This is a genomic window from Curtobacterium sp. PhB130 (genome assembly GCF_003755165.1).
Classification (GTDB): domain Bacteria; phylum Actinomycetota; class Actinomycetes; order Actinomycetales; family Microbacteriaceae; genus Curtobacterium.
The window spans coordinates 156,031-174,153 of the sequence record NZ_RKII01000006.1 but is presented as its reverse complement, the minus strand read 5'-3'; the positions used below and the strand labels follow the sequence as shown (position 1 = coordinate 174,153).

17 protein-coding genes are annotated in these 18,123 nt (G+C 70.7%); 15 read left to right on the top strand and 2 right to left on the bottom strand.

The window, feature by feature from the left end; translation table 11 throughout:
- The first annotated feature begins 221 nt into the window (after positions 1 to 221).
- From EDF24_RS00930 to EDF24_RS00890, 9 genes are all read left to right on the top strand, one after another.
- Positions 222 to 722, top strand: coding sequence for a DUF805 domain-containing protein (locus tag EDF24_RS00930; RefSeq protein ID WP_123700837.1), 501 nt, complete (start codon positions 222 to 224; stop codon positions 720 to 722).
- Between the two features lie 63 nt (positions 723 to 785).
- Entirely contained in the window at positions 786 to 1,613 is an 828-nt protein-coding gene (locus EDF24_RS00925; RefSeq protein ID WP_123700836.1) for a PhzF family phenazine biosynthesis protein, read from the top strand.
- Between the two features lie 135 nt (positions 1,614 to 1,748).
- Positions 1,749 to 3,107 (top strand): extracellular solute-binding protein, encoded by a 1,359-nt coding sequence (locus EDF24_RS00920; protein ID WP_123656365.1) that lies wholly within the window; start codon positions 1,749 to 1,751, stop codon positions 3,105 to 3,107.
- A 106-nt stretch (positions 3,108 to 3,213) separates the two neighbouring features.
- Complete coding sequence (locus EDF24_RS00915) at positions 3,214 to 4,164, top strand: carbohydrate ABC transporter permease (RefSeq protein WP_123656364.1); 951 nt, start codon at positions 3,214 to 3,216, stop codon at positions 4,162 to 4,164.
- Positions 4,164 to 5,063, top strand: coding sequence for a carbohydrate ABC transporter permease (locus EDF24_RS00910; RefSeq protein WP_123700835.1), 900 nt, complete (start codon positions 4,164 to 4,166; stop codon positions 5,061 to 5,063). Before EDF24_RS00915 ends, EDF24_RS00910 begins: the two co-directional genes overlap by 1 nt.
- Positions 5,064 to 5,093: 30 nt before the next feature.
- The gene (locus EDF24_RS00905; protein WP_123700834.1) at positions 5,094 to 8,225 is read left to right on the top strand and encodes a glycoside hydrolase family 38 C-terminal domain-containing protein; all 3,132 of its coding nucleotides are present in this window, start codon (positions 5,094 to 5,096) and stop codon (positions 8,223 to 8,225) included.
- A gap of 366 nt (positions 8,226 to 8,591) precedes the next feature.
- Positions 8,592 to 9,557, top strand: coding sequence for a hypothetical protein (locus tag EDF24_RS00900; protein ID WP_148070766.1), 966 nt, complete (start codon positions 8,592 to 8,594; stop codon positions 9,555 to 9,557).
- 45 nt (positions 9,558 to 9,602) lie between these two features.
- Positions 9,603 to 10,352, top strand: coding sequence for a histidine phosphatase family protein (locus EDF24_RS00895; protein WP_123700832.1), 750 nt, complete (start codon positions 9,603 to 9,605; stop codon positions 10,350 to 10,352).
- Positions 10,353 to 10,359: 7 nt separating this feature from the next.
- On the top strand, positions 10,360 to 11,208 hold the full coding sequence (locus EDF24_RS00890) for an NAD(P)H-hydrate dehydratase (RefSeq protein WP_123700831.1): 849 nt from the start codon (positions 10,360 to 10,362) through the stop codon (positions 11,206 to 11,208).
- A 192-nt stretch (positions 11,209 to 11,400) separates the two neighbouring features.
- Here EDF24_RS00890 and EDF24_RS00885 read toward each other — a convergent pair whose 3' ends face one another.
- Positions 11,401 to 11,835: a YdeI/OmpD-associated family protein gene (locus EDF24_RS00885; protein ID WP_123656358.1), complete on the bottom strand. Its 435-nt coding sequence runs from the start codon at positions 11,833 to 11,835 to the stop codon at positions 11,401 to 11,403.
- Positions 11,836 to 12,046: 211 nt separating this feature from the next.
- Between EDF24_RS00885 and EDF24_RS00880 the strand changes: the two genes are divergently transcribed.
- The 4 genes from EDF24_RS00880 to EDF24_RS00865 are packed head-to-tail and all read left to right on the top strand — an operon-like array spanning position 12,047 to position 16,075.
- The gene (locus EDF24_RS00880) at positions 12,047 to 13,192 is read left to right on the top strand and encodes an ABC transporter substrate-binding protein (protein ID WP_123656384.1); all 1,146 of its coding nucleotides are present in this window, start codon (positions 12,047 to 12,049) and stop codon (positions 13,190 to 13,192) included.
- Between the two features lie 5 nt (positions 13,193 to 13,197).
- Positions 13,198 to 14,187: an ABC transporter permease subunit gene (locus EDF24_RS00875; protein WP_123701407.1), complete on the top strand. Its 990-nt coding sequence runs from the start codon at positions 13,198 to 13,200 to the stop codon at positions 14,185 to 14,187.
- Complete coding sequence (locus tag EDF24_RS00870; RefSeq protein WP_123700830.1) at positions 14,184 to 15,053, top strand: ABC transporter permease; 870 nt, start codon at positions 14,184 to 14,186, stop codon at positions 15,051 to 15,053. The genes EDF24_RS00875 and EDF24_RS00870 overlap by 4 nt, the downstream gene beginning before the upstream one ends.
- A complete protein-coding gene (locus tag EDF24_RS00865; RefSeq protein ID WP_123700829.1) occupies positions 15,050 to 16,075 on the top strand; it encodes an ABC transporter ATP-binding protein in 1,026 nt (341 codons plus the stop codon). The genes EDF24_RS00870 and EDF24_RS00865 overlap by 4 nt, the downstream gene beginning before the upstream one ends.
- Before the next feature lie 94 nt (positions 16,076 to 16,169).
- Here the strand turns inward: EDF24_RS00865 and EDF24_RS00860 are convergent, their stop codons facing one another.
- Complete coding sequence (locus EDF24_RS00860) at positions 16,170 to 16,649, bottom strand: NUDIX domain-containing protein (protein ID WP_123656354.1); 480 nt, start codon at positions 16,647 to 16,649, stop codon at positions 16,170 to 16,172.
- A gap of 36 nt (positions 16,650 to 16,685) precedes the next feature.
- Here EDF24_RS00860 and EDF24_RS00855 point away from each other — a divergent pair, with 36 nt between their 5' ends.
- The gene (locus tag EDF24_RS00855; protein WP_123700828.1) at positions 16,686 to 17,327 is read left to right on the top strand and encodes a hypothetical protein; all 642 of its coding nucleotides are present in this window, start codon (positions 16,686 to 16,688) and stop codon (positions 17,325 to 17,327) included.
- Positions 17,328 to 17,337: 10 nt separating this feature from the next.
- Positions 17,338 to 18,123 (top strand): glucosamine-6-phosphate deaminase, encoded by a 786-nt coding sequence (gene nagB, locus EDF24_RS00850; RefSeq protein WP_123656352.1) that lies wholly within the window; start codon positions 17,338 to 17,340, stop codon positions 18,121 to 18,123.

Below are 18,123 nucleotides of genomic sequence, written 5' to 3'. Positions count from 1 at the left end.
GCCTCCCGTCCGCCGGTCCGCCGGTCCGCCGGTCCGCCCGTCCGCCGTCCGCCGGCCCACGGCCGCGACGAGTGCGCAGTAGACGTCCTCTGGCGGCCCTTCGCGCGCAACGTCTGCGCACTCGACCGCGGCTCGGCCCCTGCCCCGACCCCGCCCTCCGGGCCGGGTCCTCAAGCCCGCCAGCCCGACGATCGCTCAGGTGCGACCGGTAGCAGGGGAGCATGAGCACGACGGAACCACCGGTCGGGACACCCTGGCACCAGGCCACCTTCCCCGCCTCGTTCCCGCGCTTCTGGCGCGGGTACACCACCTTCCGCGGACGGGCGGCCCGCGCCGAGTTCTGGTGGTGGGCGCTCTGGTGGGTGGTCATCGCCGGTGCGGTGAACGTGGTCTACGCCATCGGGCTCTTCTCGATGGTCCTGTCCACGCCGCCGCTGCCGCCGCCCTCGGTCGAACACGCCCTGGAGCACTTCGACCCCTTCCCGGTGTGGGTGTGGTTGTTCACGTCACTGCCGCCGATCGCGCAGATCGCCCTCGGGGTGTTCGCGGTGATCGGCCTCGCGGCGCTGCTGCCCTGGATCGCGATCGCTGCCAGGCGGCTCCACGACACGAACCGGTCCGGATGGTGGGTCCTGCTGTACCTCGTCCCCTTCGGGAACTTCGTCCTGCTGGTGTTCGTCGTGCTGCCCTCGGACGAGCGCGGGGCGCGGTACGACCCGTAGGCGAGCCACCTGCAGCGGACTGGCCCGCGAAGCGGCGACGCGCACTCCGGTAGCGTCGGGAGCATGGTCGAGGTCCTCCGGTACACCGCGTTCGCTGCCGAGCCGGGTGGCGGCAACCCCGCCGGGATCGTGCTCGACGCGTCGACGCTGAGCGACGCGGAGATGCTCCGCATCGCACGGGAGGTCGGCTACCCCGAGACCGCCTTCGTCACCGGCACGACCGACCGGACGACCAGCGTGCGGTACTTCTCCCCGGCCGCCGAAGTCCCGTTCTGCGGGCACGCGACGATCGCCCTCGCGGTGGTGCTCGCCGAGCGTGACGGCCCGGGCGCGCGCACCTTCGCGACGGCCGCCGGGGACATCGCCCTCGACGCGACCGTCGGCGCGGACGGAGCCGTGCAGGTGGCGATGACGAGCGTCGAACCGGACTCGCGGGAGTTCGACGCGACCCGGCTGTTCGCGCTCCTCGGACTGACCACCGACGACATCGCCGAGGGGTACCCGGTGCTGGAGTCGTTCGCGGGCAACTGGCACCCGGTGCTGGTGCTGGCGGACGAGGACCTCTTCCACCAGTTCCGGTTCGACCCGTCGGCGCTCGCCGAACTCAAGCGTGAGCGGGGCTGGGCCGGGACCGTCACCGTCCTGCACCCGACGGCGCCGGGGGAGTACGAGGCGCGCAACCTCTTCCCGGCCGGCCGCATCACCGAGGACCCCGCGACCGGGTCCGCAGCGGCGTCGACGGGCGCATACCTCCGTGCGATCGGGCGCGCCCACGACGGGGACCGCATCGTGATCCGGCAGGGTCGCCACGTCGGCCGTCCGAGCATCCTGCTCGTCGACGTCCCGGCCTCCGGCGGCATCACCGTGCGGGGTGGCGCGACCCGCATCTAGCGTCTCCCGGATCTCGCATCACGAACTCGTGGTCAATCCAGGAGATCCTCTTGACAAGAATTAAGTCAATACGGTGGACTAACTGCGCGCCGCGAGCGATGAAGCCCGCGACATCACCCGTGCAAAGGAGCACCGATGAAACGCACCCGAATCATCGCCGGACTCGCAGCCGTCGCAGTGGCTGCACTCGGTCTGGCAGGCTGCTCGAGCTCGGGGTCCGCCTCGAGTGACACGATCAAGATCGCGTACCAGAAGTTCGGATCCTTCCAGCAGCTCGACGCCCAGATGAAGGTCGTCAAGAAGACCTACGAGAAGGAACACCCGGGCGTCAAGGTCACCCTCGTGCCGATCCAGGCGCAGGAGAACGACTACTACACGAAGCTCGCGCTGATGAACAAGGCGCCCGCGACCGCTCCCGACGTCATGTACGAAGACACCTTCCTCGTGAAGGCGGATGCCGAGGCCGGCTACCTCCTGCCGCTCGACAAGTACACGGCGAAGTGGAAGGAGTGGAACCAGTTCTACGACAACGCCAAGCAGGCGGGTCAGGGCGACGACGGCAAGATCTACGGCGTCCCGATGGGCACCGACACCCGTGCCCTCTGGTACAACAAGGACATCTTCAAGGAGGTCGGCCTGCCCGTCCCGTGGCAGCCGAAGACCTGGGACGACGTCCTCGCCGCGGCGAAGACCATCAAGGCGAAGAAGCCCGACGTGATCCCGTTCAACGTCTACTCGGGCAAGCCGCAGGGTGAAGCCTCGACGATGCAGGGCTTCGAGATGCTCCTCTACGGGGCGGACGGCAAGGGCAACACGCTCTACAAGAACGGCAAGTGGGTCACCGGTTCGAAGCAGTTCCAGGACTCGCTGCAGTTCGTCAAGGACGTGTACCAGGGCGGTCTCGGCCCGACACCGCAGCAGGCGCTGGACACCAACGTCGGCACGACGATCGCGCAGACCTGGCTCCCGAAGGGGCAGCTCGCGATCGACCTCGACGGATCGTGGCAGTCCGGGACGTGGCTGAAGTCCGGCACCGCGCCGTGGGCCGACTGGTCCAAGGTGATGGGCCAGGCACCGATGCCGACGCAGAACGGCCAGGCTCCCGGCTACAACAGCATGTCCGGTGGCTGGACGCTCGCGGTGGGCAAGAACTCGAAGAACCCGCAGGCCGCGTTCGACTTCATCTCGACGTTCCTGAACAAGGACGGCTCGATGAAGTACGACATCGAGAACTCGCAGATCGCGGTCCGCAAGGACGTCTCCGAGGACCCGAAGTACGACGCCTCCAACCCGACGTTCAAGTTCTTCTCCGGGCTCGTGGAACACACGAACTTCCGCCCGGCGACGAGTGACTACTCGCAGATCTCGAACGCCATCCAGGTCGCCATGGAATCGGTGATGACCGGACAGCAGACGCCGAAACAGGCGGCTGCGACGTACGACCAATCCCTCATCGGGGTGGTCGGCAAGGACAAGACGGTCAACGTCCGCTGACGTGACCACATGACGGACGGGAGGCTCGACACACGTCGTGCGCCGAGCCTCCCGTCCGCCCTTCCCCTGTTCAGATCCGTCAGCACCCCATGAAGGCGGCACCCGCATGACCAGCACCCCGATCGCGCCGACGCTGTCGGCGCCCGGTGCGCCCAAGCGCACCGACCCACCCGTGCCGCGCAAGCGGCGTCCGCTGCGGAACATGGGACGAGCGGTCCCGCTCCTCCCCGCGGTGGTCCTCCTCGTCATCTTCCTGCTCGGCCCCGTGATCTCGTCCTTCTACGGGTCGTTCACGAACTCGGCGCTGACCGGCGCCGGAGCCGCGAACCAGGAGTTCATCGGCTTCAAGAACTACGTCGACCTGTTCCAGGACAAGGACTTCCCGAAGTCCGTCGTGCTGACGCTCGTCTTCCTCATCGCCTCGGCCGTCGTCGGACAGAACGTCGTCGGCCTCGGGCTCGCGCTCCTCATGCGGAACGCGAACCGGGTCATCCGCGGGCTCGTCGGCACCTTCGTCGTCGCCGCCTGGGTCCTGCCGGAGATCGTCGCCGCGTTCGCCGCGTACGCCTTCTTCAACGACAAGGGGACGCTGAACTCGTTCCTCGGACTCATCGGGATCAGCGGGCCGAACTGGCTCTACGCGCTCCCGATGCTGAGCATCATCATGGCGAACATCTGGCGCGGTACCGCGTTCTCGATGCTCGTGTACTCCGCCGCCGTACAAGAGGTCCCGGAGGAGATCACCGAATCGGCGGAGGTCGACGGTGCCACCGGATGGCAGCGACTCGTGTACATCACGCTGCCGGTGATCCGCCGCTCCATCTCCACCAACCTGATGCTGACGACGCTGCAGACGCTGTCGGTGTTCACGCTCATCTACGTGATGACGGCCGGCGGTCCGGGAACGGACTCGTCGACCCTGCCGATCCTGGCGTACCAGGAGGCGTTCAAGTTCTCGCAGCTCGGCTTCGGGACGGCGATCGCGACCATCCTGCTCGTGGTGGGGGCGCTCTTCTCGATCGTCTACATCCGGGCGCTCAAGCCGGAGGTGGACTGATGGCGATCACCGCTGCTCGACCCGACACGACGACCACCCGCTCCGTGACCGCACCCGGCTCGCTGCACATGACCTCCCCCCGCGGGCGGACCATGCGCTGGGTGTCGAACATCGTGCTGCTCATCGTGGCGATCTGCTTCGCCGTGCCGCTGCTGTGGCTCGTGCTCGCCTCGGTCGACTCGAACGCCTCGCTGTCGGTGAAGGTGCCGACGCACTTCACGCTCGACAACTTCACGAAGGTGCTCACGCCGGAGCTGGCGTTCATCCCGCTCGCGAACAGCCTGCTGCTCTCCGGCGGCTGCGCGCTCATCACCGTGGTCGTCGCCCTGCTCGCCGCGTACCCGCTGTCCCGCTACAAGATGCGCGTCAACAAGCCGTTCCTGTACGGGATCCTGTTCGGGACCTGCCTGCCGATCACCGCGATGATGGTGCCGGTCTACAGCCTGTTCGTCTCGCTCAACCTCATCGACAACGTGTGGGGCTGCATCTTCTTCCTCGCCGCGACGTCGCTGCCGATGGCGATCTGGATGGCGAAGAACTTCATGGACTCCGTGCCGATCTCCCTCGAGGAAGCGGCGTGGACCGACGGTGCCTCGATGATGACCACGCTGACACGCATCGTCGTGCCGCTGATGCGTCCGGGCATCGCCGTGGTGTTCATCTTCGTGTTCATCCAGGCGTGGGGGAACTTCTTCGTCCCCTTCGTGCTGCTGCTCTCGCCCGACAAGGTGCCCGCCGCGGTGAGCATCTTCAACTTCTTCGGGCAGTACGGCGCCGTTGCCTACGGGCAGCTCGCCGCCTTCTCGATCCTCTACTCCGTGCCCGTCATCGCGCTCTACGTGGTCGTGTCCCGTGGCCTCGGCGGGGGCAGTGCCCTCGCCGGTGGCATCAAGGGCTGACCGAGCTCCACCCCGTTCGAAAGGAAATCCATGCACCAGGACGAACCGCTCGTCGAGGCCCGCATCGCCCGCCTCGTCCGCGACCGAATCGACCCGGCAGTGCACCGTCGCTCCGCACCGGTCACCGTGTCGGCGTGGGAGGTCCCGGACGAACCGGTGCCGTTCGACGTCGCCGTCACCCAGACGTTCTCGCCCTTCACGGTCGGCTCCGCCTGGGGTGGACGGCCGTGGGGCACGACCTGGTTCAAGGTCACCGGGACCGTGCCGGAGGACTTCGGCACGGCCGACGGCACGACCGCGGAGCTGCTCGTCGACCTCGGGTTCACGAAGCGGCACCCGGGATTCCAGGCCGAGGGGCTGGCGTACCGGCCGGACGGCACCACGATCAAGGCGATCGAGCCGCGGAACAACAGCGTGCCGCTCGCCGTCGGGCCGGGGGAGTCGTTCGAGCTCTACGTCGAGGCCGGGGCGAACCCGGACATCGGTGGGGACACCTTCCAGGGCGCGACGCCGCTCGGGTCGCGCTCGACGGCCGGGGACGAACCGATCTACAAGCTCGCGGCGCTCGAGGTCGTCGAGCGCGACGACACCGTCTGGGAGCTCCAGCAGGACGTCTGGGTGCTCCGCGGGCTGATGGCGGAGCTGCCGACCGACGGCACCCGGGGCGCGGACATCCTGCGGGCGCTCGAGCGCGCCGCGGATGCTCTCGACCCGGACGACGTCGCCGGCACGGCCGCGTCCGCCCGTTCCGTGCTGGGACCCGTGCTCGCCGTGCCCGCGTCGGGTGCAGCGCACCGGGCGATCGCGGTCGGGCACGCGCACATCGACTCCGCGTGGCTCTGGCCGGTGCGTGAGACGAAGCGGAAGTGCGCGCGGACGTTCTCCAACGTCCTCGACCTGATGGACCGCGACCCGGACTTCACCTTCGCATGCTCCTCCGCGCAGCAGTACGCGTGGATCCGGGACGAGTACCCCTCGATCTTCGCCCGGATCAAGGAGCGCGTCGCCGAGGGGCGCTGGATCCCCGTCGGTGGCATGTGGGTGGAGTCCGACACGAACCTGCCCGGTGGTGAAGCCCTGGCGCGGCAGTTCGTCGCCGGCAAGCGGTTCTTCCTCGAGGAGTTCGGCATCGACACCCCCGAGGCATGGCTCCCCGACTCGTTCGGCTACACCGGGGCGCTGCCGCAGATCATCCGGGCCGCCGGCTCGAAGTGGTTCGTCACGCAGAAGCCCTCGTGGAACGAGACGAACGTCATCCCGCACACCTCCTTCGACTGGGAGGGCATCGACGGCTCGCGCATCCTGACGCACCTGCCGCCGGCGGACACGTACAACTCCGACGTCTCGCCCGCCGACCTGCACCGCGGGGAACGGCAGAACAAGGAGCGCGGCACCGCCAACACCTCGATGCTGCTCTACGGTTTCGGCGACGGCGGTGGCGGACCCACGCGCGAGATGGTCGCCGCGGCGCACCGGCAGCACGACCTCGACGGCTCCCCGCGTGTCGACCTCGGGACGCCGGCGCAGGTCTTCGAACAGCTCGAGCAGGAGCTCCCCGTCCCCGGCGTCTGGTCCGGGGAGATGTACCTCGAGTTCCACCGCGGGACCTACACGTCCCAGATCCGCACGAAGCAGGGCAACCGTCGCTCCGAGCACCTGCTCCGCGAGGCCGAGCTCTGGGCGGCGACCGCTGCTGTGCGGCTCGGACTCGACTACCCGTACGAGGAGCTCGAGGAGACCTGGCACACCGTCCTCCTGCAGCAGTTCCACGACATCCTGCCCGGGTCCTCGATCGCCTGGGTCTACGAGAACGCCGAGGAGAACTACCGGCTCGTCGCGGACACCCTCGAGGGGCTCATCGGCAACGCGACGACCGCGCTCGCCAACGGTGGCGCTGCGGCGCTCGCCGGGGTCTCGTCGTCGTCGGTCGCCTCGGGGTCCGGCTCCGGGTCGGGCTCGGGCTCTGGCTCGTCCGTGCTCGACGCGCCGTCGTCCGATGCCGTCGGCGGGAGCGCCTCGGTCGGGACCGTCGTGCGCTTCAACGCCTCGCCGGTCACGGCTGGCGGCGCAACCCCCATGGGTGGTTCGCTCGGTCCGTCGGCGCAACCCGTGCCTCCCGTCCGCCACGGCGACGACTTCGTGTTCGACACCGGCGCCGTCGTCGCGACCATCGACGCAGCCGGCCACGTCGTGTCGTTCGTGGAGCAGGCCTCCGGCCGCGACGCGATCGCGCCCGGCGCCGCTGCCGCTGAGTACACCGTCTTCCGGGACACCCCGAACCAGTGGGAGGCGTGGGACATCGACCGCGCCTACCAGCGGAACGGGAACCCGCTGTCGGCGACCTCGGTGACGATCGAGGGTTCCGCGCTCGTCGTCGTCCGTCCGGTCGGATCCTCGACCGTCACGACGCGCTACTCCGCCGTCGAGGGGGAGCCGGAGCTCGTCGTCGAGACCGAGGTGGACTGGCACGAACAGCAGAAGCTGCTCAAGCTGGCGTTCCCGCTCGACCTCAAGGCCGACCAGGCCTCGAGCGAGATCCAGTTCGGCCACATCGACCGGCCCACCCACCAGAACACCTCGTGGGACTTCGCCCGCTTCGAGACCTCGGCGCACCGCTGGGTGCACGTCGCCGAACCCGGGTTCGGTGTCGCCGTCGCGAACGACTCCACGTACGGCCACGACATCACCCGGTCGACACGCGCCGACGGCGGGACGACGACGCTCGTCCGCGAGTCGCTGCTCCGCGGGCCGACGTTCCCGGACCCGCACGCCGACCAGGGGCACCACGTGTTCCGGACGGTGCTGCGCGTCGGTGCGTCCGTGCTCGACGCGGCCGACTCCGGGTACCGGCTGAACCTGCCGGTGCGCACGGTGGCCGGGTCGACCGAGGTCGCGCCGCTGGTGATCGTCTCGTCGCCGCAGGTGTTCGTCGAGGCCGTGAAGCTCGCCGAGGACCGCTCGGGTGACGTCGTCGTGCGCCTCTACGAGGGACTCGGCGGTCGCGCGAGCGACGTCGGCGTGGACTTCGGGTTCGACGTGGCGTCGGTCGCGCAGGTTGACCTGCTCGAGCGGCCGCTCGGCGCGTCGTGGGACGCGGGGGAACCCGTCGTCCTGACGCTCCGGCCGTTCGAGATCGTCACGCTGCGGGTGCGGCGGGCATAGACCGCGACGCCGGGCGGGCACGGGTGCGCTCGTCCGGCGTCGTGTTGCGCGGGGTGGCAGCTCCGCGTGCCGCGGTGCGGTGTCGCCTGCAGTGGGTGCGGCGCCGCAGCGATCGCGCGAGGTGGGCTGGGCTGGGCAGGGCTGGGCAGGGTGGCTGGCCTGGGCTCGGTGGGTCGTTTCGCGCGTAGGGGGTCGAATCGCGCGTAGGTGGTCGGAAGTTCTGACCGCCTACGCGCGATTCGTCTTTCCAACACAGGCGGGATGGGAACGAACGGGTAGTCCTCCACAGGGCGCCGGGCTGGAGGCTCGTCCCCAGACATGCTGTTCGGTCGCCGTCCGCGTGGTCGGCTCGGCACGCTCGGAGACATGGAAACGCCACTCCCGATCCACAGAGCGACGCCCGCTCGAGAAGCCGGTCGCACCGGCTCCGCCATGCGTCGCCGGACCACACACCCCGGTCCCGACCGACTCGTCCGGGTCGGGCCGAACGCCTTCGTCCGCGCTGTCGACTGGGATGCGGCCGGACCACGCACGCGGTACGTCACCCGCGTGTGGGCGAGACTCGCGCGCCTGGGCGAACCGGCGGTCGCGTCCCATGCGTCCGCGGCGGCGCTGCACGGGCTGTCGTCGCTGTACGGGTGGCCGGAGCAGGTCCACGTGACCGTGCCGAAGTCGCGGTACCGCAGCTCGAGCAACGGCCTGGTCCTGCACACCAGACCATTGAGCGCCGAAGACGTCGCCCGGGACGGCCCACTCGCTGCGACGAGCATCCCGCGAACGGTGATCGACGTCGCGCTCACCGGGAACGTCCGGGCCGGAGTGGTGCTGGCTGATTCGGCCCTCCGGCTCGGGACGCCGATCGCGGCACTCGAAGCAGGGCTCCGGTCATCGCCGGGAACTCGAGGGCGGCGGGTCGCTGAACTCGTCCTCGAGTTGGCTGATGCCCGGTCGGGGTCCGCTGCCGAGTCGTTCGCACGCGTGGTGTTCCGGGAACTCGGCCTGCCGGAAGCCGTTCTGCAGCAGGAGTTCGTCGTCGACGGCCGACGGCTCTTCGTGGACTTCTGGTTCCCGGAGCAGGGGGTGGTCGTCGAGATGGACGGTCGCGCGAAGTACTCGCAGCCCCGCTACCTCGGCGGCCGGTCTCCCACGGACGCGTTCGTCGACGAGAAGCGCCGACAGGAAGCCCTGCTCACCGTGCCGAGCGTCCGAAGGGTGGTCCGGGTGGAGTGGCGCGATCTGCTTGCTCCCGCCCCACTCGCACACCGACTTCGCGCTGCGGGCCTCCCGTGCGCGGTCCGCCCGGGTCCGAGCGCCCGGCTCGCCGTCGCGTGACGGAGCCGACGAACGGGCACAGCGGCCGCGGCATAGCGTGGCGGCATGGCAGTCACCGAGATCTGGCTCGTCCGCCACGGGGAGTCCACCGCGAACGTCGCCGCCGCCCGGGCCCACGAAGCCGGTGCCGACGTGATCGAGGTCGATCACCGCGATGCCGACGTCCCGTTGAGCCCGCTCGGGGAAGCGCAGTCACGCGCGCTCGGGCAGGAGCTCGCGGACCGCGGGGTCGACGACGTGCCCGTCGCCCTGTGGGTGTCCCCCTACCTCCGGGCGCAGCAGACGATCGGCATCGCGCTCGAGGCCGGCGGGCTCGCGGAACCACCGAAGCGTGTCGACGAACGGCTGCGCGACCGAGAGCTCGGCGTGCTCGACCTGCTGACCCTCACCGGCGTCAAGAACCGCCACCCGGACGAGGAACGCCGGCGGCAGTGGCTCGGCAAGTACTACCACCGGCCGGCGGGCGGTGAGTCCTGGGTCGACGTGATGTTCCGCCTGCGGTCGCTGCTCGCTGACGTCGACCGGCTCGACGGCCCCCAGCGGTTGGTGATCGCGGCGCACGACGCCGTCGTGATGCTGGCGGTCGCGGTGTGCCTCGACCTCGACGAGCCGGCGCTGATGGACTTCGCGGGCAAGCACACCGTCGCCAACGCCTCGCTCACGCGACTCAGTCGCGACGCCGTCGGCGCTCCGTGGACGCTCGACGAGTTCTCCGCTGTCGAGCACCTCGAGGACGACGCCGAGGCCGCGGTCACCGAGCACTCCGGACGGAAGGACGACGTCCGTGCCGGCTGAGCCCACCATGATCACGCCGAACCTGCTGCGCGAGTGGGCGCTCCCCGAGGTCGGCGGCAGCAAGTACGGCCGCGGCCAGGTGCTCGTCGTCGGCGGCGCGGCCAAGACCCCTGGAGCGGCGATGCTCTCCGCGACCGCGGCGCTCCGTGTCGGCGGGGGACGGTTGACGCTCGCGGTCGCACGGAGCGTCGCCCTGCACGTTGCGGTCGCGCTGCCGGAGTCCGGCGTCCAGCCGCTCGACGACGACGCCGACGGACACGTCGCGGTCGGCGCGATCCGGTCCGTGATCGACGACCTCGGCAGCGCGGACGCCGTGCTCGTCGGGCCCGGGCTCGACGAGCCGGAGGGCAGCCGGGACCTCGTCGCCGGACTCGCGGACGCGGTGGGCGACGAGACGCTGGTGGTCCTCGACGCGTTCGCGCTCGGGGTCGCTGCCGACCTGGGCGATGAACTCGCGCCGCTCCGCGGTCGGCTCGTGATGACGCCGAACTCCGGGGAGGCCGAACGGCTCCTCGGGCACGAGTGCTCGGACGACCTGACCGACGCCGCGGAGATCGCCGAGCGCTACGGTGCCGTCGTGTCGCTCGGCGGAGTCGTCGCCGCGCCGGACGGGCGGGCGTGGGCGAAGGGCACCGGAGCGGGCGGGCTCGGGACCAGCGGGAGCGGTGACGTGCTCTCGGGTGCGATCACCGGGCTGCTCGCGCGCGGGGCCGACGTCGCACAGGCAGCGGTCTGGGCAACCCAGGTGCACGCCGCCGCGGGGGACCGGCTCGCGGTGCAGGTCGGGCCGATGGGGTACCTGGCGAGCGAGCTCCTCGCGGAGATCCCGAGGGTCCTGGTCGAGTTCGGCGCCTGACCCGCCAGCGCCTTCCTTCCCATCACGCGCGCGATGGGAAGTGCTTTCGCGCGTAGGGGGTCGGAACTCTCGACTGCCTACGCGCGATTCCACTTCCCACGCGCGAAACGACCCACCACGCGGCGCGCGGCACCACACGACCCACCACGCGGCACCGGACCCACCACGCGGCACAGGACCCACCACGCGCGCTCAGCGCAGGGACGCCACGGCCTTCTCGACGCGACGGAGCCGGGTCTCCGGGGCCTTCGCCTGCAGCACCGGGTCGACCAGCGCCCGCTGCCGGGAGTTCGAGAGCGTGTCGAACGCCGCACGGACGCCCGCCTCGGTCAGCGCTGCCGCCAGGTCCTCCGGCAGGTCCACGGTCCGCGGCATCGTGTCGAGCTCGAGCCTGACCTCGACGATGTCCCCGGCACCGATCCCGGACGCGGCGCGCTGCTCGGCGGACAGCGGGATGAGGAACTGCTCGTTCATGACCCCGACCGTCGACCGGTAGGTGTGCCCGCCGTTCAGCGTCACCACGACGGGCGGGCGCTTGCCGGAGCCGAGCGCGTCGATGACCTCGGCGGGGACGGGCAGACCCGTCGCGGTCTTGCGCGCCTGCAGCACCGTCGTCGTGAACTCCACGAGCCGAACGTACAACCGCACCCGACGTTCCGCCAGCGTTCACCGGCGCAGCACGAGCCGGATACCGCCCGCCGCCACGATCGTCCCGTGCCCGGTCGCCGAGAACGGGAACCGCACCACGAACCGCACACCACCGCGAACCGCACACCACCGCGAACCGCACACCACCACGAACCGCACACACCGAACGCCACCCGAAAGGCACCTCCCCGTGCAGTACAAGCGCACCCTGGCCGGCCTCGCCCTTGCCGCCGCAGCCGTCGTCACCCTCGCCGGATGCTCCACGGCCAGCTCCGCGTCCGCCGGCTCCGGCAGCGACACCGACTGGAAGACCGCGACGAGCGCCGAGAGCGCCGGCGGCATGGACGCCCTCGTGAAGGCCGCGAAGGCCGAGGGACAGCTCAACGTCATCGCGCTGCCGCCGTCGTGGGCCAACTACGGCAAGATCATCGACGGCTTCACCAAGGAGTACGGCATCAAGGTCAACTCCGCGAACCCGAACGGGTCGAGCGCGGACGAGGTCGCGGCCGTGAAGTCGCAGAAGGGCCAGTCGACCGCCCCCGACGTGCTCGACCTCGGCAACGCGGTGCTGCAGCAGAACCTCGACCTGCTGACGGACTACAAGGTGGCGAACTGGGCAGACATCCCGACGAACCTCAAGGACGCGGACGGCGCGTGGACGCGTGACTACACCGGCCTGATGTCGATCGGGTACGACTCGTCGAAGATCACGAAGGCGCCGAAGGACCTGAACGACCTCCTCGGCTCGGAGTACAAGGGCAAGGTCTCGATCGCGGGCGACCCGACGCAGGCGAACCAGGCCGCGTCCGCGGTGTACCTCGCGGCGCTCGAGAACGGCGGCTCGGCGGACGACATCACCAAGGGCGTCGACTACTTCGGCAAGCTCAAGCAGGCCGGCAACTTCCAGAACGTCCTGCCCACGCAGGCCACGGTGGCCTCGGGTGAGACCCCGGTGGTCATCCAGTGGTCGTACAACAACCTCGCCTGGGGCCCGGCAGCCGGCGCCAGCGGGAACGCGAACTGGAAGACGGTCGTCCCCGAGGGGCAGGCCCTCGGCTCGTACTACTCGCAGGCCGTCAACGCCGACGCACCGCACCCCGCCGCGGCTCGCCTGTGGCAGGAGTACATCGCCGGCGCCGACGCGCAGAACCTGTACCTGCAGGCCGGCGCCTTCCCGTCGACGCTGGCAGCGCTGGAGAAGTCCGGCAAGGTCGACCAGGACGCGCTCGACGCCGCCGGCGGTGCACCGAAGGACTACGTCGAGCTCTCGGACGACCAGGTGACGGCCGCCGCGAAGGTGCTCGCCGCCAAGTGGTCCGCCACGATGGGTTCCTGACCGGCATGACCACCGCATCGGCTCCCGGCGCGACCACCGCCGGCGCGACGCTCCCCGGCGCGACGCTCGTCACCAGCGAGCAGTCCGCGGAGCGCGTGGCCGGGCAGACCGATGCCACCACCCGTCGCGGCGCCGGACCCCGTGTCCGGCGCCGCGGCGGCGTCGCGTGGCTCGGGCTCACCCCGTTCGCCGCGTACGTGCTCCTGTTCCTCGCGGTCCCCGCCGCGATCGCGGTCGGGAGTGGCTTCTTCGACGCGGCCGGACACCCGACGCTCGCGAACCTCGCGGCCTTCGCGGACCCGAGCGTCCTCCGGGCGTTCGGAGCGTCGTTCGGGCTCTCCGCCGGGTCGGCCGTGATCGGCGCGGTCGTCGGAGCGCTCGTGTGCTGGGCGCTCTCCGCGCTGCGACCCGATGGGTTCGTGCGCTCGATGATCGACTCCGCCGCCAGTGTCCTCGCGCAGTTCGGCGGTGTGATGCTCGCCTTCGCCTTCATCGCCACGATCGGCGCGCAGGGGCTCGTCACCGCCTGGCTCGCCGCGACCTTCCACTGGGACATCAACGCCGGAGGGGCGTTCCTCTACACGGTCCCCGGCCTCGTGATCCCGTACGTCTACTTCCAGGTGCCCCTCATGGTGCTGACGTTCATGCCCGCGTTCGAGGGCGTGAAGACCCAGTGGGGTGAGGCCGCCGCGACCCTCGGCGCGAGTCGTGCGACGTACTGGCGCCGGGTCGCGCTCCCCGTGCTCGCGCCGGCGTTCTGGGGCTCGCTGCTCCTGTTGTTCGCGAACGGGTTCTCGTCCTTCGCGACCGCCGCCGCCCTCATCTCGCAGGGCGGCATCGTCCCGCTGACGATCCGCGCGCAGCTGACCAGCGAGACGATCATCGGACTGCAGAACGTCGCCGGGGTGCTCGCCCTCGGCATGGTCGTCGTGATGGCGGTCGTGATGGGTGCGTACTCACTGCTGCAGCGTCGCGCCGCCAGGTGGCAGCGATGAGCGGGACGGGAGGCTCGACCCGCCACCCGCAGGTCGGCCCACGTCCGGCCCGGCCCACCGCAGCACGCTTCGGCGCCGCCCCGTCCCGGGGCACGGCCGCCGTCGTCCTCGTCGTGGTCGGCGTGGTGTTCGCGGTCCCGATCGCCGCGCTCCTGCAGTTCACGTTCCGCCAGGGGACGTCGGGGACGCTCACCACGGCGCACTACGCGGCGATCGCCGATCCCGTCAACCGGGCGACGTACCAGCCGGTCTTCGACGGTCTCGGCGCCTCGCTCGTGATCGCCCTGATCACCGTGGGGATCGTCCTGCTGGTGCTGCTCCCCGCGCAGGTCATCACGGCGCTGCGGTACCCGAGGCTCCGGCGACTCCTGGAGTTCGTCTGCATCGTGCCGATCACCGTCCCCGCCGTGGTGCTCGTCGTCGGCTTCGTCCCCGTGTACCAGGTGGTGTCGCGGCTCCTCGGCTCCGGCGCCTGGACCCTCGCGTTCGCCGTCGGGATCGTGGCGCTCCCCTTCGCCTTCCGGCCCATCGCCGCGGCCATCACCGCGACCGACATGACCACGCTGTCCGAGGCCGCCCGGTCGCTCGGAGCGTCGTGGTGGACGCTCACCTGGCGGGTGCTGCTCCCGAACCTCCGCCGTGGGATCACCGCCGCCTGCTTCCTCACCATCACGGTCGTCCTCGGCGAGTACACCCTCGCATCGTTCCTCTCCCGCACGACGTTCCAGACGGCACTCGTGCTCGTCCAGCAGACCGACCCCTACGTCGCGGCGGTCTTCTCGCTCGGCGCACTGGCGTTCGGCTTCCTGCTGCTCGTCGCCATCGGCCGGATCGGTACCCGCCGGCACCCCAAGGAGTCCGCATGACCACCACCGTCGAACTCGAGGCCGTCGAGAAGCGCTACGGAACCCACCGCGCCCTGACCGGCCTCTCGCTCCGCATCGAACCCGGCGAGTTCCTCTCGCTCCTCGGCCCGTCCGGCTGCGGCAAGACGACCGCGCTCCGGGCGCTCGCCGGGCTCGAGGCCGTCGACACCGGCGCCATCCGCATCGACGGGGTCGACGTCGCGAGCGTCCCCGCGAACAAGCGGGACATGGGGATGGTGTTCCAGCAGTACTCGCTCTTCCCGCACATGACGGTGCGGCAGAACGTCGCGTTCGGCCTCGAGATGCGCCGCGTGCCGGCAGCCGAACGGAAGACCCGTGTCGTCGACGCGCTCGACCTGGTGCACCTCGCCGACTTCGCCGACCGGTTCCCGCACCAGCTCTCCGGTGGCCAGCAGCAGCGCGTCGCCCTCGCCCGGGCGCTCGTGACCCGCCCGCGCGTCCTGCTGCTCGACGAGCCGCTCTCCGCCCTCGACGCGAAGGTGCGGGTGTCCCTCCGGGAGGAGATCCGCCGCATCCAGTCGGACCTCGGGATCACCACGGTGTTCGTCACCCACGACCAGGAGGAAGCGCTCGCCGTCTCCGACCGGATCGCCGTGATGAACGCGGGGAACGTCGAGCAGATCGGGACGCCCGAGGAGCTCTACCGCTCGCCGTCCTCCGCGTTCACGGCGGACTTCGTCGGGCAGTCGAACCGGCTCCGCGGGGACCTGCGTGGCGGGGACGTGTTCGTGTACGGGTTCCGCGTCCCCGCGCTCGACCGTGCGGCGTCGGACGGTCCGGTGCTCGCCTACGTCCGACCCGAGGACGTCGCCTTCGCCGACGACGGGGTCACCGGCACCGTCGTCTCGTCGAGCTTCCTCGGATCGATCCGGCGGACCACGGTCCGCCTCGACGACGACACGATCGTCACGGTGCAGCACGACGTCGGTGACCGCCGCGTCACCGGCGACGCCGTCGCCGTCCGCCTGCTCGGCGCCCCGGTCGCGGTCGCGGAGCTCTAGCGGGGCCCTGGTCCGGACCGTGCACCGGACGGGAGGCCCGTGGCGGACCCGCACCGAGCCTCCAGGCCGGTGGTCGGTACCGTCCACGGGACCCTCAGCGCTGGAACCGCGCCTCCGGTGCGCCTGCGAGCGCGACCCGAACGCGCTCCCGCATGTTCTCCGACATCGGCGGCAGTGCCGTGAGCGGCGCCCAGAACGCCTCGGTGTTCTCGCCGTCGGCGGGGTGGGGATCGCCGGACTCCCACCGGCACGCGAAGACCAGGTCGAGGTACTGGGCCCGGTCGCCGTTCGCGTACGTCGTCTCGGGCAGGGTCTGCACCCAGACCAGGCGCTCCGCGACGGCGACCACGCCGGCTTCCTCGAGCACCTCGCGCTCGGCGGCGACCGCTGGTTCCTCACCGGGGTCCACGATCCCGGTCACCGGCGTCAGTGCACCGTTGTCCGCACGCCGGACGACGAGCAGCTCCTGCGCATCGCCCTCACCCCGGGTGACGACGGCGGTGACACCGGTCAGCCAGAGCGGCGCCGTCCCGATCCGCTCGCGGAGGGCCAGGACGAAGTCGGGAGTGGGCATGCGGCCACGCTACCGACGGGTCGGTACGCTCGGGGCATGGCACGCGGCGACAGGGCGCTGGAGGTGCGGGCGGACCACGGTGTCTGGGCCGCAGGGTGGCGACTCGCGCTCGCCGGGGTGGTGCGCGCCGTGACGCCCGTGCGGCGTCGGGTCCTCTTCGTGTCGCTCGGGGTCGTCGCGCTCGGGCTCGTCGTCGCCGTCGTCGTCGGACTGGTGCGCGGCGGCACCACGCCGGTGCTCTCGGTCGTGGTGCTCGTCGGGACCGCCGCGCTCCTGGCGTACCTCGTCGTCGCGGTCGAACTCGTGCTCTGGACGATGGCGGACCGACGTCGCATCGCGGCCTCCGACGTCGATCCGGAGCGACTCGGGCGCGTGCAGCAGGCGATCGCCGCCGGGCACTCGTCGAGCGTGGACCCGACCGACCGTCGTGCGCTCGTGCGGTTCGCCCGCGTGCAGCAGAAGGCGCTGCCGGCCACGGTCCTCGTGCACGTCCTCGGCGTCAGCGTGGGGGTGCTGCTCGGGGCGCTCGAGGCGTTCGCCGGCTCGGCCGGCATCGTCGTCGTGGTGCTCGCCGTGCTCATCGTCGCGGTGTCCGCGTGGTCGCTCCGCGGCGCGCTCCGGGCGCTCGGGTCGACGCCGGAGCTCGTCGCCCTGTCGGAGACTGGTCATGACCAGTAGGCTGTGATCCGTGGAGATCATCATCCTGCCCACGCCCGCCGAGGTCGGTCGGGTCGCCGCTGCGAAGATCGCGTCCGTGGTCGCCGTGAAGCCGTCCGCGGTGATCGGCCTCGCGACGGGGTCGAGTCCGCAGGGCATCTACGCGGATCTGCGGCGTCGTGTCGAGGCGGGGGAGATCTCCTTCGCCCAGGCGCGCGGGTTCGCCCTCGACGAGTACGTCGGCATCCCGCTGGAGCACCCCGAGTCCTACGCATCCGTCATCGCACGTGACGTCATCGGGCCGCTCGGGTTCGACGCGTCGCGGGTCCGGGTCCCCGACGGCCGCGCGCAGGACATCGAGTTCGCGGCGAAGGAGTACGACGCGGCGATCCGTGCCGCCGGTGGCATCGACGTGCAGATCCTGGGGATCGGGGCGAACGGGCACATCGGGTTCAACGAGCCGACGTCCTCGTTCGCGTCCCGGACACGGATCAAGACCCTCGCGCCGTCGACGCGTGAGGCGAACGCCCGCTTCTTCGACACCCCGGAGCAGGTCCCGACGCACTGCATGACGCAGGGGCTCGGCACCATCCTCGAAGCCGAGCAGCTCGTCCTCGTGGCGCAGGGCTCGGCGAAGGCGGATGCGGTGGCGGCTGCGGTCGAGGGACCGTTGTCCTCCTTCGTCCCCGGGAGCGCGTTGCAGCTGCACCAGCACGCGACCGTCGTCGTGGACGAGGAAGCGGCGGCTGGGCTCGAGCTCGCCGACTACTACCGGTACACCTACGCCAACAAGCCGTCCTGGCAGCGCTTCGAGTAG

What these genes read in the sequence shown, in the direction of transcription:
- EDF24_RS00930 (WP_123700837.1), top strand. Translation starts at nt 222, where the DNA reads ATGAGCACGACGGAACCACCGGTCGGGACACCCTGGCACCAGGCCACC.
- EDF24_RS00925 (WP_123700836.1), top strand. Translation starts at nt 786, where the DNA reads ATGGTCGAGGTCCTCCGGTACACCGCGTTCGCTGCCGAGCCGGGTGGC.
- EDF24_RS00920 (WP_123656365.1), top strand. Translation starts at nt 1,749, where the DNA reads ATGAAACGCACCCGAATCATCGCCGGACTCGCAGCCGTCGCAGTGGCT.
- EDF24_RS00915 (WP_123656364.1), top strand. Translation starts at nt 3,214, where the DNA reads ATGACCAGCACCCCGATCGCGCCGACGCTGTCGGCGCCCGGTGCGCCC.
- EDF24_RS00910 (WP_123700835.1), top strand. Translation starts at nt 4,164, where the DNA reads ATGGCGATCACCGCTGCTCGACCCGACACGACGACCACCCGCTCCGTG.
- EDF24_RS00905 (WP_123700834.1), top strand. Translation starts at nt 5,094, where the DNA reads ATGCACCAGGACGAACCGCTCGTCGAGGCCCGCATCGCCCGCCTCGTC.
- EDF24_RS00900 (WP_148070766.1), top strand. Translation starts at nt 8,592, where the DNA reads ATGGAAACGCCACTCCCGATCCACAGAGCGACGCCCGCTCGAGAAGCC.
- EDF24_RS00895 (WP_123700832.1), top strand. Translation starts at nt 9,603, where the DNA reads ATGGCAGTCACCGAGATCTGGCTCGTCCGCCACGGGGAGTCCACCGCG.
- EDF24_RS00890 (WP_123700831.1), top strand. Translation starts at nt 10,360, where the DNA reads ATGATCACGCCGAACCTGCTGCGCGAGTGGGCGCTCCCCGAGGTCGGC.
- EDF24_RS00875 (WP_123701407.1), top strand. Translation starts at nt 13,198, where the DNA reads ATGACCACCGCATCGGCTCCCGGCGCGACCACCGCCGGCGCGACGCTC.
- EDF24_RS00870 (WP_123700830.1), top strand. Translation starts at nt 14,184, where the DNA reads ATGAGCGGGACGGGAGGCTCGACCCGCCACCCGCAGGTCGGCCCACGT.
- EDF24_RS00865 (WP_123700829.1), top strand. Translation starts at nt 15,050, where the DNA reads ATGACCACCACCGTCGAACTCGAGGCCGTCGAGAAGCGCTACGGAACC.
- EDF24_RS00860 (WP_123656354.1), bottom strand. Translation starts at nt 16,649, where the DNA reads ATGCCCACTCCCGACTTCGTCCTGGCCCTCCGCGAGCGGATCGGGACG.
- EDF24_RS00855 (WP_123700828.1), top strand. Translation starts at nt 16,686, where the DNA reads ATGGCACGCGGCGACAGGGCGCTGGAGGTGCGGGCGGACCACGGTGTC.